Consider the following 14,054-nt stretch of genomic DNA (forward strand, 5'->3'; position numbering starts at 1 on the left):
GGGATGAGCAGCGCACCCCGATTCATCCACCTTCGTCTTCACACCGAATATTCGCTTCTCGAGGGGGCGGTTCGGGTGAAGAAACTGCCCGATATGTGCAAGGCCGCCGGGATGCCGGCGGTGGCGGTGACCGACACCAACAACATGTTCGCCGCGCTGGAGTTTTCCGTGGGCGCCAGTGGCGCGGGCATTCAGCCGATCATCGGGTGCCAGGTGGATCTGGCCTATGACCCGCCCGCCCCTGGCGAAAAGCCGCGCGCGCCCGCGCCGCTGGTTCTGCTGGCGCAGAACGAGGCGGGGTACATGAACCTGATGAAGCTGAACTCCTGCCTCTATCTCGATGCGGGCGGCGCGCTTCCCAGTGTGTCGCCTGAGGATCTGGCGCACTATGCGGGCGGTCTGATCTGCCTGACCGGCGGCCCGGAAGGCCCGGTGGGCAAGCTGTTGCAGGCAGGGCAACGCCCGAAGGCCGAGGCGCTGATGGCCCGGCTGGCGGCGCTCTATCCGCAGCGGCTGTATGTGGAGTTGCAGCGCCACCCCGGCGAGGGCGGCAAGCTGACCGAGGCCGAACAGGCGACCGAGCGCGGCCATGTGGAAATGGCCTATGCGATGGATTTGCCGCTGGTGGCCACCAATGACGTCTATTTTCCCAAGGCGGATATGTACGAGGCGCATGACGCGCTGATCTGCATCGCCGAGGGCGCCTATGTCGATCAGCAGCAGCCGCGCCGCCGCCTGACCGCCCAGCATTATTTCAAGACACCCGAAGAGATGGCCGCGCTGTTCGCCGACCTGCCCGAGGCGCTGGCCAATACCGTGGAGATTGCCCGGCGCTGCGCCGTGAAGGCCGAGCGGCGCGATCCGATCCTGCCGAAATTCGCCGATGACGAGGTGGAGGAGCTGCGCCGCCAGGCCAAGGCCGGGCTGAAGGCGCGGCTGGCGGTGATTCCGCACGCCGCCTCGGTCGAAGAGTACGAGGCGCGGCTGGAATTCGAGCTGGGCATCATCGAGGGCATGGGCTTTCCCGGCTATTTCCTGATCGTGGCCGATTTCATCAAATGGGCCAAGGATCACGATATTCCGGTGGGGCCGGGGCGGGGCTCGGGCGCGGGCTCTCTGGTGGCCTATGCGCTGACGATCACCGATCTGGACCCGCTGCGCTACAGTCTGCTGTTCGAACGGTTCCTGAACCCCGAGCGGGTTTCGATGCCCGACTTCGATATCGACTTCTGCATGGATCGCCGCGAAGAGGTGATCCAGTATGTGCAAGAGAAATACGGCCGTGAAAAGGTGGGCCAGATCATCACCTTCGGCGCGCTTTTGTCCAAGGCTGCCGTGCGCGATGTGGGCCGGGTGCTGCAGATGCCCTATGGCCAGGTCGACCGGCTGTCGAAGCTGATCCCGGTCGAGGGGGTGAAGCCCGTTTCCATCGCCCAGGCGCTGGTCGACGAGCCGCGCCTGCGCGAAGAGGCGCGCAACGAAGAGGTGGTCGAGCGCCTGCTGACCTACGGCCAGCAGGTCGAGGGGCTGCTCCGCAACGCCTCGACCCACGCCGCCGGCGTGGTGATCGGCGACCGCCCGCTGGACGAGCTGGTGCCGCTCTATCAGGATCCACGCTCCGACATGCCCGCGACCCAGTTCAACATGAAATGGGTCGAGCAGGCGGGCCTTGTGAAATTCGACTTTCTCGGGCTGAAGACCCTGACGGTGATCCAGGGCGCGCTGGATCTGCTGAAGCAGCGGGGGATCGAGTTTGACATCGGCCTGATCCCGCTCGACGACGAGCCCACCTACCGCCTCTATGCCAGCGCCAGAACGGTTGCCGTGTTCCAGGTGGAAAGCTCGGGCATGATGGACGCGCTGCGCCAGATGAAGCCGACCTGCATCGAGGATATCGTGGCGCTCGTGGCGCTTTACCGCCCCGGCCCGATGGAAAATATCCCGACCTATTGCCAGGTGAAGAACGGCCAGAAGGATCTGGAATCGATCCACCCCCTGATCGACGATATTCTGGAAGAGACGCAGGGCATCATCGTCTATCAGGAACAGGTGATGCAGATCGCGCAGGTCATGGCGGGCTACAGCCTGGGCGGCGCCGATCTTCTGCGCCGCGCCATGGGCAAGAAGATCAAGGAGGCGATGGATGCCGAGCGCCCGAAGTTCGTGGAAGGCGCCAAGAAGAACGGGGTCGATCAGAAAAAGGCGACGGAAGTCTTCGACCTGCTGGAGAAATTCGCCAACTACGGCTTCAACAAATCCCACGCCGCCGCCTATGCGGTGGTCAGCTATCAGACCGGGTATCTGAAGGCGAACTATCCGGTCGAGTTCATGGCCGCCGTCATGAACTGCGATATCCACCTGACGGACAAGCTGAACACCTATGCCGAAGAGGTGCGCCGGGGGCTGGAGATCGAGATCATCCCGCCCTGCGTCAACCGCTCGGGCGCGGTATTCGGGGTGAAGGACGGCAAGCTGGTCTATGGGCTGGGCGCGCTGAAAAACGTCGGCACCGATGCGATGCGCCTGATCGAAGAGGGGCGGCGTGCCGACCCCGCCAATCCCGCATCGCCCGACAAACCCTTTGCGACGTTGTATGATTTCGCCCGCCGGGTCGATCTCAAGCGTATCGGCAAGCGCCCGATGGAAATGCTGGCCCGCGCCGGCGCCTTCGATCAGCTCGACCCCAACCGCCGCCGGGTGTTCGACAGCCTGGACGCGCTGGTGAACTATTCCGCCGCCATTCATGAACAGCGTTCATCCAATCAGGTGTCGCTGTTCGGAGAGGCGGGCGACGATCTGCCCGAGCCACGCCTTTCGCCGATAGCCGACTGGCTGCCGAACGAACGGCTGGCCGAAGAGCACAAGGCGATCGGGTTTTACCTGTCGGGCCATCCGCTGGACGATTACATGGCGCCGCTGAAGCGCAAGAAGGTGATGACCCTGGCCGAGGTGACACAGGCCGCCCGTTCCGGCCCGGTGATCGCCAAGATCGCGGGCGCCGTGGCCGGGCGGCAGGAACGCAAATCGGCCAAGGGCAACCGCTTTGCCTTTGCGCAGCTTTCCGATCCCACCGGGCTTTACGAGGTCACGCTGTTTTCCGACGTGCTGGAGGCATCGCGCGACAATCTGGAAACCGGATCGAACGTAGTGCTGACGGTCGAGGCGACGATGGAAAGCGAGCAGCTCAAGCTGCTGGCGCGGGCGGTTCAGCAGATCGACAGCGTGGTGGCCGACGCGGGGTCGATGGGGCTTCGGATCTTCGTGGATGAGGTCTCGGCCGTATCCGCCGTTGCCGGGCTGCTCGACAGGGCGAAGGGCGAAAGCGGGCTGCGCGGGCGCGGGCCGGTACAGTTCTGCCTGATGGCGCCGGATCTGCCGGGCGAGGTGGAAATCGCCCTGCCCGAGGATTATCCGGTGAACCCTCAGATCAAGGGCGCGATCAAGTCGCTGCCGGGTGTGATGCAGGTGGAAGAAGTCTGAGCCCGCAGAGCCCTTGGCGCGGCCTTCGCTGCGATGCAACGCTCTTGCCGGTTGCCCGGATTCAATAGATTGATGGCGCGGTGAGTCTCTGGTGAAAGGCCCCTGCGGTCGTGGAAGAGTTTCTGCTGTTTGTTCTCGTCGGCTTTGTCGCGCAGCTTGCGGATGGGGCGCTTGGCATGGGGTTCGGTGTCATATCCTCGGCCATCCTTTTGGGGCAGGGCGTGACGCCTGCGCTGGTTTCGGCCTCGGTGAATGCCGCGAAGATCCCGACCGGTACGGTGGCGGCGCTGTCGCATCAGGCCAACCGCAACACCGATTGGCCGATGGCGCGGCGGCTGGCGGTGTCGGGCATCGTCGGCGGGCTGGTCGGGGCATTGGTCCTGTCGAACCTGAAGGGCGATCTGCTGAACCTGATGATCGCCAGCTACCTGTTGCTGATCGGCACGCTGATCATTCTGCGCGGTCTGCGGGGATCGGCGCCGAGGGTTCTGGGCACCACGCGTCTTGGTCTGATCGGCGGGGCGGGCGGCCTGATCGAGGGGATCGGCGGCAGCTGGGGGCCGATCGTCAGCTCTGCGCTGCTGGGGGCAGGCGTCAACCCGCGCAACGCGATCGGCAGTTCCGCCTTTGCCGAGCTTATGGTGTCTTTCGCGGTGTTCCTGACGCTTGGCGCGACATTCGCGGGCGGTATGTGGGGCGAGAATACGGATTGGTCCGACGTGGGCAGTTCGGTCGCCGGGCTGGTTGTCGGGGGGCTGCCCGCCGCGCTGATCGGCGGGCATCTGGCGCGCCGGGTGCCCAAACGGCCGCTGACGGTTGCTGTCGGCATTCTGGCCTTCGGCATCGGGGTCCGGCGGATGCTGCTTCAGTTCTGAGCGCTACCAGTGCGGCGGCTTCTGATCGGCCAGCGGCACGGTGCCGCCCTGATCGAACTCGCGCTCGGCCTCACGCTGCATCAGCATGCGCACCCGGTTGGTCAGCAGCGCGATCTCGGTCGCCTGTGCCGCGACCACATCTGACAGATCGTCCACCGCCGCGGTCAGATGCGCGATCCGCTCTTCCAGAAGTGTCAGCCGGTCATCGCTCATTGCGGGCTCCGATATGCCAATTTGTCCTGGGGGCTTCATAGCGAATTCCCCCGGAAATCACATGCCCGATTTCCGCCCCGCCTTGCCCCGCCGTTCCCCATCCGCTATGCCCCGCGCGAACCCGACGGAAGGGACGAAAAGCGATGGCCAAGGACAAGAAACCCCGGCGCCCCAAGGCGGAAACGCCCAAGGGCTTCCGCGACTATTTCGGCGCGGACGTGACCGAGCGCAAGCAGATGCTCGATGCGATTGCCGATGTCTATCATCGCTATGGCTTTGATCCGCTGGAAACGTCGGCCGTGGAAACGCTCGAGGCTTTGGGCAAATACCTGCCCGACGTGGACCGCCCGAACGCCGGTGTCTTCGCCTGGCAGGAGGAGGACGGCGACTGGCTGGCGCTGCGCTATGACATGACGGCGCCGCTGGCGCGCGTGGCGGCGCAGTTCCGCAACGATCTGCCCACGCCCTACCGGCGCTATACGATGGGGCCGGTCTGGCGCAACGAAAAGCCGGGGCCGGGGCGGTTCCGCCAGTTCTATCAATGTGACGCCGATACGGTGGGCAGCGGTTCTGTGGCCTCTGATGCCGAGATCTGCGCGATGCTGTCGGACACGCTCGAGGCGGTGGGCATTCCGCGCGGCGATTACATCGTGCGGGTCAACAACCGCAAGGTTCTGAACGGGGTGATGGAGGTGGCCGGCGTGCTGGACCCGTCCGACCCCGACAGGTTCGCCCATGAGCGCGGCATCGTGCTGCGCGCCATCGACAAGCTGGACAGGCTGGGCGAGGCGGGCGTGCGCGCGCTGCTGGGCGCGGGCCGCAAGGACGAAAGCGGAGATTTCACCGACGGGGCGAATCTGAGTGACGCGCAGGCCGGGGTCGTGATGGGCTTTCTGGCCGCGAAGCGCGACAGCGGCGCAGAGACCTGCGCGCGGCTTGAAGAACTGGTCGAGGGCTCTGCCATCGGCGCCGAGGGCGTGCGCGAGCTGGAGACGATCGCGGCGCTTCTGGCCGCGCAGGGCTATGGCCCGGAACGGATCGAGATCGACCCGAGCGTGGTGCGCGGCCTTGGCTATTACACCGGCCCCGTGTTCGAGGCCGAACTGACCTTCGAAATCCTGGATGAAAAGGGCCGCCCGCGCCAGTTCGGCAGCGTGGCGGGCGGCGGACGCTACGACGATCTGGTCAAGCGGTTCACCGGGCAGGCCGTGCCCGCGACCGGCGTTTCGATCGGGGTGGACAGGCTGTTGGCCGCGCTGCGCGCCAAGGGCCGGATCGGCGCCGCGCCGCAGGGCCCCGTCGTCGTGACCGTAATGGACCGTGACCGGATGGCCGACTATCAGTCGATGGTTGGTGAACTGCGTTCAGCGGGTATCCGGGCAGAGGTTTATCTGGGCAATCCCAAGAACTTCGGCAATCAGCTCAAATATGCAGATAAACGCAATTCGCCCGTCGCGGTCATCCAGGGCAGCGACGAGGCGGCGCGCGGCGTGGTGCAGATCAAGGATCTGTTCCTGGGCGCCAAGATCGCGCAAAGCGCCAGCCACGAGGAATGGAAATCCCAGCCCGCGCAGTTCGAGGTTGCCCGCGCCGATCTGGTCGCCGAGGTGCGCCGGATCATAGACCGGGCCGAGGGCTGAGCATGGATACCAAGGCGGCAAACCGCGCCGAGGCCGCGCGGCTTTTCGAGATGTTCAAATCCGCCGGCGCGTTGCCGGTGGAAACCGACATCCTGCAACCGGCCGACACGCTTCTGGATCTTTATGGCGAGGATATCCGGTCGCGCGCCTATGTCACGTCTGACCCGCTGCGCGGTGAGATGATGCTGCGCCCGGATTTCACCGTGCCCGTGGTGCAGATGCATATGAACGACGGCGCGGAACCGGCGCGCTATACCTATATGGGCGAGGTGTTCCGCAAGCAGGAACATGAGCTTGGCCGGCCCAGCGAGTATTTCCAGGTGGGGTTCGAGCTGTTCGACCGGGCCGATCCGGATCACGCCGATGCAGAGGTGTTCGGCCTGTTCGCCGAGGTTCTGCAGCCGCTCGGGCTGCGCGCCGCGACGGGGGATATCGGCATTCTGCTGGCTGCGGTCGATGGGCTTTCGACCACGGATCGCCGCAAGGCCGCGCTGAAGCGCCACCTGTGGCGGCCCCGGCGGTTTCGCGCGCTGCTGGACCGGTTCGGCGGGCGCCTGGCCGAGCCCGATGAGCGGGTGCGCCTTTTGAACGACGTTCAGAAATTTGGTGCCGAGGCGGTTCTGGATCAGGCGGGCCCCGAGATCGGGCTGCGCAGCCGGGCCGAGGTGATGACCCGCATCGCCGCGCTGGAAGAGGATGCCGCGACCCCGCCGATCGGCGCCGGCGAGGTCGAGATCCTCGACCACATCCTGTCGCTGCGCGAAACCTCGCCCAATGCGCTGGAAAACCTGCGCGACGTGGCCGTGGACCTGCCCAATATCACCAGCGCCGTGGCCCGGATGGAGCGGCGGCTGAACGCGCTGACCGCGCGGCGCATCGATGTGGACGGGCTGGATTTCGAGGCAAGCTATGGCCGTACCACGATGGAATATTACGACGGTTTCGTGTTCGGCTTCTACGCCGAGGCGCGGCCCGATCTGCCGCCGGTGGCCACAGGCGGGCGCTATGACGCGCTGACGCGGGTGCTGGGGCAGGGCCGGTCGATTCCCGCGGTTGGCGGCGTGATCCGCCCGGCGCAGGTTCTGGCGCTGAGGGAGGCCGGGCAATGACGCTGAAACTGGGCGTGCCGTCGAAGGGGCGGCTGATGGAAAAGACCTTCGACTGGTTCGCGGAGCGGGGCATCTCGCTGCGCCGGACAGGGTCGGAGCGCGAATATGCCGGTGCGGTCGACGGTGTCGACGGGATCGAACTGGTGCTGCTGTCGGCGGGCGAGATCCCGCGCGAACTGGCGGCGGGGCGGGTTCAGCTTGGCGTCACCGGATCGGATCTGGTGCGCGAGAAGATCGCGGATTGGGAAACCAAGATCCGCGAGCTGGAACCGCTGGGATTCGGCCATGCCGATCTGATCATCGCGGTGCCGAAGTTCTGGGCCGATGTCGATACGCTGGCCGATCTGGATGCGGCGGCGGCGGCGTTTCGTGCCACGCACGGGTTCCGGCTGCGCATCGCCACGAAATATCACCGGCTGGTGCGCGAATTCCTGCGCGAGGCCGGGGTGGCGGATTATCAGCTGGTCGACAGCCAGGGCGCGACCGAGGGCACGGTGAAGAACCTGACGGCAGAGGCGGTGGCCGACATCACCTCGACAGGTGAGACGCTGCGGGCCAACCATCTGAAGATGCTGTCGGATGGCTGCGTGCACAAAAGCCAGGCCACGCTGTTCCGAAGCCGCCGCGCGGGGTGGAGCGACGAGATGCGCGCCAGCTTCACCGAACTGTCTGCGCGCCTCGGGCTGGGCGACTAGCGCAGGCCGATTTCGGCCAGCGCCGCCATCAGCCCGGGCGGCAGCGCATCGTCGCGGGCGCGCCCTTCGGGCAGGTCGCGGGGGCTGTCACCGGGCGCCAGATAGCGCCAGCCCTGGAACGGGCGGCGCGGCACGGCCTCGGTCCGGATCACCTGCGGGTCCAGCACGATGCCGCAGCGCCGGATGCCATCCTCGCCCTGCACCTCATCCAGCCGCAGCACCTTCTGGCGGGCCAGAATCGCCCCCTTGAACACCCAGTAAAGCGAGCCGCCGTCAAGCAGCTCTTCGGCGCGTTTCGGCCACATGCGGGTGACATGGCGCGGCGCGGCGCCGGTTTGCGCGTGGCGTTCGGCCTGCCATGCGATCAGATCCTCGACCTTTTCGGCGCCGACGCACAGTTTGACGAGGTTGATATGATGTGACTCGGGCATTCGCTTAGGATAGTATTTCGCGCGTCCGGAGCAACCAAATCTTGCGCCCATGCCGGCGAAATTCTATTGTCGAAAACCCCACCCCTTCCGCCAAGGACCAATACATGACGCGCTTTTCCGCCCCCATCGCCGAGCAGATCTGGGATATGAAATACCGGCTGAAAGAGGCGGATGGCACCCCCGTGGACCAGACGGTGGAGGACAGCTGGCGCCGAATCGCCCGCGCCCTGGCCGCGCCCGAAGAGCAGCCCGGCGCGTGGGAGGATGCGTTCTTTGCCGCGCTGGAGGATTTCAAGTTCCTGCCCGCGGGCAGAATCACGGCGGGGGCCGGCACGGCGCGGGCGGTGACGCTGTTCAACTGCTTCGTGATGGGCACGATCCCCGACACGATGGGCGGCATTTTCGACATGCTCAAAGAGGCCGCGCTGACCATGCAGCAGGGCGGCGGCATCGGCTATGATTTCTCCACGATCCGGCCCAAGGGCGCGGATGTGAAGGGCGTGGCGGCGGATGCGTCCGGGCCGCTGTCGTTCATGGATGTGTGGGACGCGATGTGCCGCACCATCATGTCGGCGGGGTCGCGCCGGGGCGCGATGATGGCCACGATGCGCTGCGACCACCCCGATATCGAAGAGTTCATCACCGCCAAGCAGGATCCGGCGCGGCTGCGCAATTTCAACCTGTCGGTGCTGGTGACGGATGATTTCATGGAGGCCGTGAAGGCCGACGGCAGCTGGGATCTGGTGTTCGATGACAAGATCTATCACACGGTCGAGGCGCGCGACCTGTGGAACCGGATCATGCGCGCGACCTATGATTATGCCGAGCCCGGTGTGATCTTCATCGACCGCATCAATCAGATGAACAACCTGAGCTATTGTGAAACCATCGCCGCCACCAACCCCTGCGGCGAACAGCCCCTGCCGCCCTACGGCGCCTGCCTTCTGGGCTCGATCAACCTGGCGCGGCTGGTGCGCAACCCGTTCGACGCGATCGCCGAGCTGGACGAGGCGGAGCTGGATACGCTGGTCGCCACCGCCGTGCGGATGATGGACAACGTGGTGGACGCCTCGCGCTTTCCGCTGCCGCAACAGGCTGAAGAGGCCGCCAACAAGCGCCGGATCGGGCTGGGGGTGACGGGGCTGGCCGATGCGCTGCTGATGGTCGGCCTGCGCTACGGGTCCGAGGAGGCGGCGCGCCAGACCGAGCGCTGGCTGCACCGGATCGCGCGCGCCGCCTATCTGGCCTCGGTGCAACTGGCCAAGGAAAAGGGCGCGTTCCCCCTGTTCGACGCCGAGAAATATCTCGCCACCGGCCACATGGTGCAGATGGACGCGGACGTGCGCGAGGCGATCCGCGAACACGGCATCCGCAACGCGCTGCTGACCTCGATCGCGCCCACCGGCACGATCAGCCTCTATGCCGGCAATGTCTCGAGCGGGATAGAGCCGGTGTTTGCCTATGCCTATACCCGCAAGGTGCTGCAAAAAGACGGGTCGCGCACCGAGGAAGAGGTGGTGGATTATGCCGTGCGGCTGTGGCGCGAAAAATTCGGCGACAAGGCGTTGCCCGACTATTTCGTGAACGCCCAGACGCTGGCGCCGCTGGATCATGTGCGGATGCAGGCGGCGGCGCAGAAATGGGTGGATTCGAGTATCTCCAAGACCATCAACTGCCCCGAGGATATCTCCTTCGACGCGTTCCGGGAGGTCTATCTCGAAGCCTATGAGACCGGCTGCAAAGGCTGCACGACCTATCGCCCGAATGACGTGACGGGGAGTGTGCTGAGTGTGGCGACAGAAGAGTTGCCACTGGCAGGTGAGACGATCGCTGAACGTATCGAATCGGCGATGAAGTTGCGGAACACCAACGCTAAGAAAGTTGCCGAAAAGGCGGGGACGAATGCAACAGCCGTATACGACATCCTCAAGGGGAGGGTGAAATCCCCCACTGCTGATACGTTGCAGAAAATCGCCACCGCCCTGAACGTGGCGCCCGCTGCTCTTCTTCTCGGTGAAAATACTCAGGATTCCGCACCCGAAGTCGCCGCCGCCCTCGGGCAAGAGCCGGCGATCCCCCACGGCGATGTCATCTACATGGCCGAACCGCTGGACCGGCCGCAGGCGCTGGAGGGCAATACCTACAAGCTGAAATGGCCCGACAGTGAACACGCGATCTATATCACCATCAACGATGTGGTGATCAACGGCCACCGCCGCCCGTTCGAGGTGTTCATCAACTCCAAGAACATGGAGCATTTCGCCTGGACGGTGGCGCTGACCCGGATGATCAGCGCGGTGTTCCGGCGCGGCGGCGATGTGTCTTTCGTCGTGGAAGAGCTGAAAGCGGTATTCGATCCGCGCGGCGGCGCGTGGATGCAGGGCAAGTACATCCCCTCGATCCTGGCGGCGATCGGCGGCGTGATCGAGCGGCATCTGGTGGCCATCGGTTTCATCGACGGCGAGGGGATGGGCCTGAAGACGGATCCGCAGGCCGAGGCGCTGGCGGTGGGCGAACGCCCGCGCGGCAAGGCCTGCCCCAGCTGCGGCCAGTATGACATGCGCATGGTCGAGGGCTGCATGACCTGCATGAGCTGCGGCTATTCGAAGTGCGGTTAGGTGACACCCGCTGCTTCGTTGCATGCAAGGGCTAGGCTTGGCGTGCAACCAGAGGTATTACGTCGGCCCACAGGCAGGAACATAACTTCGAGGTAAGGCATGAAATTCGTCATCCGGGCGGCGCTCGTCCTGGCGCTTTTTCCATTCAACGCAGGCGTGGCGCAAGAGCGGCAGACCCTCGGCTATGGCAGCATTTTCAGCAATGACCGCCTGGGCGACGGCAAAGACCGCTGGCGCTCGGGTTCCTACAGCTTCAGCAAGGTCACCGGCCGGAGCTGGGATGGCGTGCTTCCGAGTGCGATGGGCGAGATCCTGGAATACCGCCTGCGCGCCGAGATCTTCGCGCCGGAGTCGCTGACCAACCCCTCGCCGCAGGATCGGCGCTATGCCGGCGCGCTGAGCTTCGGGCTGCACACGCATTTCGGCCGTGGCGGCACCGAGATTTCCTATGGCGCCGATCTGGTGGTCACCGGGTCGCAAACCGGCATCGCGAGCTTTCAGGATACCATTCACGACTGGATCGATGAGCCTTCGCCCGATACGGCGGCGGACAACCAGATCGGCAACGCGATCTATCCCACGATCTCGATGCAGGCGGCGCGGCCGTTCCATATATCGCAACGCGCGCGGATGCGCCCCTTCATCGAGGCGCAGGCCGGGGTCGAGACTTTTCTGCGGATCGGCGGCGACCTCGTGATCGGCAATGTGGGCGCCGGCGAGCTTACGCTGCGCGATGTCACGACGGGGCATCTCTACGGCGCCACCTATGGCGGGAACGAGGGCGTCTCGATGGTGCTGGGGGCGGACACGGCACTGATGGTGGACAGCCGATACCTGCCGTCCCACGGAAACGTCGACATGAGCACGTCCCGCACGCGGCTGCGGGCCGGCATGCACTGGGAGGCCGCGCGTATCGGCATCTTCTATGGCCTGACATGGCTGAGCGAGGAATTCGACGAGCAATCCCAAGGCCAGACGCTGGGCACGCTGAACCTGCGCTACCGTTTCTGAGGGACCCGCCGAATCACCCTCTTCCAAACCTTAAGAATGCGTGCTAACCTGCCGGGTAATAATAATATACTGAGGCAGGCAATCAGGTATGAAAACGGGCTTTCGTGGCACGTTCGTCATTCCCTGGGCGCAAACAGAAGTTGACGGGGTGCTGGCGGCACCTGTCGGGGCATTGGCGGTCGGGTCGTCATGGCGCAGAACAGGCGCGGCGACGCGGCTCGATGGGCCGGCGGACCTTCTTCTTCTGGATGGCGCGGACGGGGAGGAGGACTCTCGCAGGCGCGCGGCGAAATCCGTGCACCGCCTTGTCGGCACGGCGTTGGACCCTGCCAGATCCATTCATCATGCGTCGGACGAACCGTTGCTTGATCGCGGCTTTGTGGTGACGGATGGCACGCACAGCTTTACCGCCACCGAAATCAGCCTGGGCGCCGGGCGCGCGCCGCTGCTGATGTTCATCAACGAATTGCCGCCGGCCGACACCGATCTGTGGATCGTGCGCCAGATCGCGGAGACGTCGCAGCCTACCCAGCATCTGGACAAATCCCAGGGTGTGATCTGTTTCGCCGAAGGCACGCTGATCGACACGCCCGAAGGCCCGCGCCCGGTGCAGGATCTGCATCCGGGCGACCTGCTTCACACGAAAGACGACGGCGCGCGGGAAATCCTGTGGACGGGCCGGCGCAGGATGTCGGGCGCGCGGCTTTACGCGATGCCGCATCTGCGCCCGGTGCGTATCCGGCACGGCGCGCTGGGAGAGGACAGGCCCGGGGGCGATCTGATCGTATCGCCACAGCACCGCCTGCTGATCAAGGGCCGTGCCGCCGAGGTTCTGTTCCAGACGCCCGAGGTTCTGGTGGCCGCCGAAGATCTGCTGAACGACAGGACGATCACCATCGACCACACGCTGCGCGAGGTCACCTATATTCATCTGATGCTGGAACGGCATCAGATCGTCTGGGCCAACGGGGTAGAGACCGAGAGCTTTCACCCCGCCAATACCTCGCTTGATGCGGTCAACCCCGATCAGCGCGCGCGGCTTCTGGGGCTGTTGCCCGCGCTGAAGCATGATCCGCACAGCTATGGCGCATTCGCCCGCCGGAACCTTTCCAATTCGGAGGCGGCGATTTTGCAGCATGAGGGCGGGCTGCGGCATTGACTCTGCGCGGACGGGCTGTATAAGCCCCCATTCCCGGCCGCCAAGGCCGGTCTATTCATTGGTGTTGGTGGCCCCCGCAAGGGGATGCCTGTCTCCCGTCAGGGAAAGGACAACGCCCTTCACGGGCGCCTCCGGGCGCCGCTCTAACGAAGGAGATCAGCCGTGACCAAACGCACGTCTGCCAAGTACAAACTCGATCGCCGGATGGGCGAAAACATCTGGGGTCGTCCGAAATCCCCGGTCAACCGTCGCGAATACGGCCCCGGCCAGCACGGCCAGCGTCGCAAGGGCAAGCTGTCGGACTTCGGCATCCAGCTGCGCGCCAAGCAAAAGCTCAAGGGCTATTACGGCGACCTGACCGAAAAGCAGTTCCGCCGCATCTATGGTGAAGCCGAGCGTGTCAAAGGTGACACCGGTGAAAACCTCATCGGTCTGCTCGAGCGCCGCCTGGACGCCGTTGTCTACCGCGCCAAGTTCGTGCCGACCGTCTTTGCCGCCCGCCAGTTCGTGAACCACGGCCACGTGACCGTGAACGGCCAGCGCGTGAACATCCCCTCCTACCGTGTGAAAGAGGGCGACGTGATCGAAGTGCGTGAGCGTTCCAAGCAGATGGCGCTGGTTCTGGAAGCGATCCAGCTGCCCGAGCGTGACGTGCCGGATTACCTGGAGGTCGACCATTCCAAGCTGACCGCCACCTTCACCCGCACCCCGTCACTCGGCGACGTGCCCTATCCGGTGATGATGGAGCCGAACCTGGTCGTGGAATTCTACGCGAAGAACTGATCTTCGCCGACCCCTGCAGAGAATTTGGAGAACCCGCCCC

General features: G+C 65.0%; 11 protein-coding genes. 9 read left to right on the top strand and 2 right to left on the bottom strand.

Annotated elements, in window-relative coordinates:
* Window positions 1-3 precede the first annotated feature (3 nt).
* Together dnaE and TQ29_RS02750 are read left to right on the top strand one after the other, a co-directional pair.
* Window positions 4-3,480: a DNA polymerase III subunit alpha gene (gene dnaE, locus TQ29_RS02745; RefSeq protein ID WP_054537918.1), complete on the top strand. Its 3,477-nt coding sequence runs from the start codon at window positions 4-6 to the stop codon at window positions 3,478-3,480.
* A gap of 110 nt (window positions 3,481-3,590) precedes the next feature.
* Window positions 3,591-4,355 (top strand): sulfite exporter TauE/SafE family protein, encoded by a 765-nt coding sequence (locus tag TQ29_RS02750; protein ID WP_054537919.1) that lies wholly within the window; start codon window positions 3,591-3,593, stop codon window positions 4,353-4,355.
* Window positions 4,356-4,358: 3 nt separating this feature from the next.
* Here TQ29_RS02750 and TQ29_RS02755 read toward each other — a convergent pair whose 3' ends face one another.
* Window positions 4,359-4,568: a SlyX family protein gene (locus TQ29_RS02755; RefSeq protein ID WP_037209244.1), complete on the bottom strand. Its 210-nt coding sequence runs from the start codon at window positions 4,566-4,568 to the stop codon at window positions 4,359-4,361.
* A gap of 143 nt (window positions 4,569-4,711) precedes the next feature.
* Here TQ29_RS02755 and hisS point away from each other — a divergent pair, with 143 nt between their 5' ends.
* From hisS to hisG, 3 genes are read left to right on the top strand one after another with little or no spacing between them, the layout of a single operon-like run.
* Complete coding sequence (gene hisS / locus TQ29_RS02760) at window positions 4,712-6,208, top strand: histidine--tRNA ligase (RefSeq protein WP_054537920.1); 1,497 nt, start codon at window positions 4,712-4,714, stop codon at window positions 6,206-6,208.
* A gap of 2 nt (window positions 6,209-6,210) precedes the next feature.
* The gene (locus TQ29_RS02765; RefSeq protein WP_054537921.1) at window positions 6,211-7,317 is read left to right on the top strand and encodes an ATP phosphoribosyltransferase regulatory subunit; all 1,107 of its coding nucleotides are present in this window, start codon (window positions 6,211-6,213) and stop codon (window positions 7,315-7,317) included.
* Complete coding sequence (hisG, locus tag TQ29_RS02770; protein ID WP_054537922.1) at window positions 7,314-8,012, top strand: ATP phosphoribosyltransferase; 699 nt, start codon at window positions 7,314-7,316, stop codon at window positions 8,010-8,012. Before TQ29_RS02765 ends, hisG begins: the two co-directional genes overlap by 4 nt.
* Here hisG and TQ29_RS02775 read toward each other — a convergent pair.
* The gene (locus tag TQ29_RS02775; RefSeq protein WP_054537923.1) at window positions 8,009-8,443 is read right to left on the bottom strand and encodes a DUF1489 family protein; all 435 of its coding nucleotides are present in this window, start codon (window positions 8,441-8,443) and stop codon (window positions 8,009-8,011) included. The genes hisG and TQ29_RS02775 overlap by 4 nt on opposite strands.
* Window positions 8,444-8,547: 104 nt before the next feature.
* On the opposite strand from TQ29_RS02775, the gene TQ29_RS02780 reads away from it, so the two are divergent.
* The 4 genes from TQ29_RS02780 to rpsD all read left to right on the top strand — a co-directional run bounded on the left by TQ29_RS02780 (window position 8,548) and on the right by rpsD (window position 14,014).
* The gene (locus tag TQ29_RS02780; protein WP_054537924.1) at window positions 8,548-11,061 is read left to right on the top strand and encodes an adenosylcobalamin-dependent ribonucleoside-diphosphate reductase; all 2,514 of its coding nucleotides are present in this window, start codon (window positions 8,548-8,550) and stop codon (window positions 11,059-11,061) included.
* 99 nt (window positions 11,062-11,160) lie between these two features.
* Window positions 11,161-12,072 carry a lipid A-modifier LpxR family protein gene (locus tag TQ29_RS02785; RefSeq protein ID WP_037209255.1) on the top strand — a complete coding sequence of 304 codons (912 nt, stop codon included), beginning with the start codon at window positions 11,161-11,163 and terminating at the stop codon, window positions 12,070-12,072.
* Between the two features lie 88 nt (window positions 12,073-12,160).
* The gene (locus TQ29_RS02790; RefSeq protein ID WP_054537925.1) at window positions 12,161-13,231 is read left to right on the top strand and encodes a Hint domain-containing protein; all 1,071 of its coding nucleotides are present in this window, start codon (window positions 12,161-12,163) and stop codon (window positions 13,229-13,231) included.
* Window positions 13,232-13,393: 162 nt separating this feature from the next.
* Window positions 13,394-14,014: a 30S ribosomal protein S4 gene (rpsD, locus tag TQ29_RS02795; protein ID WP_037209259.1), complete on the top strand. Its 621-nt coding sequence runs from the start codon at window positions 13,394-13,396 to the stop codon at window positions 14,012-14,014.
* Window positions 14,015-14,054 lie beyond the last annotated feature (40 nt).

Origin of the sequence: Actibacterium sp. EMB200-NS6 (assembly GCF_001305615.1) — a bacterium.
GTDB lineage: Bacteria > Pseudomonadota > Alphaproteobacteria > Rhodobacterales > Rhodobacteraceae > Actibacterium_A > Actibacterium_A naphthalenivorans.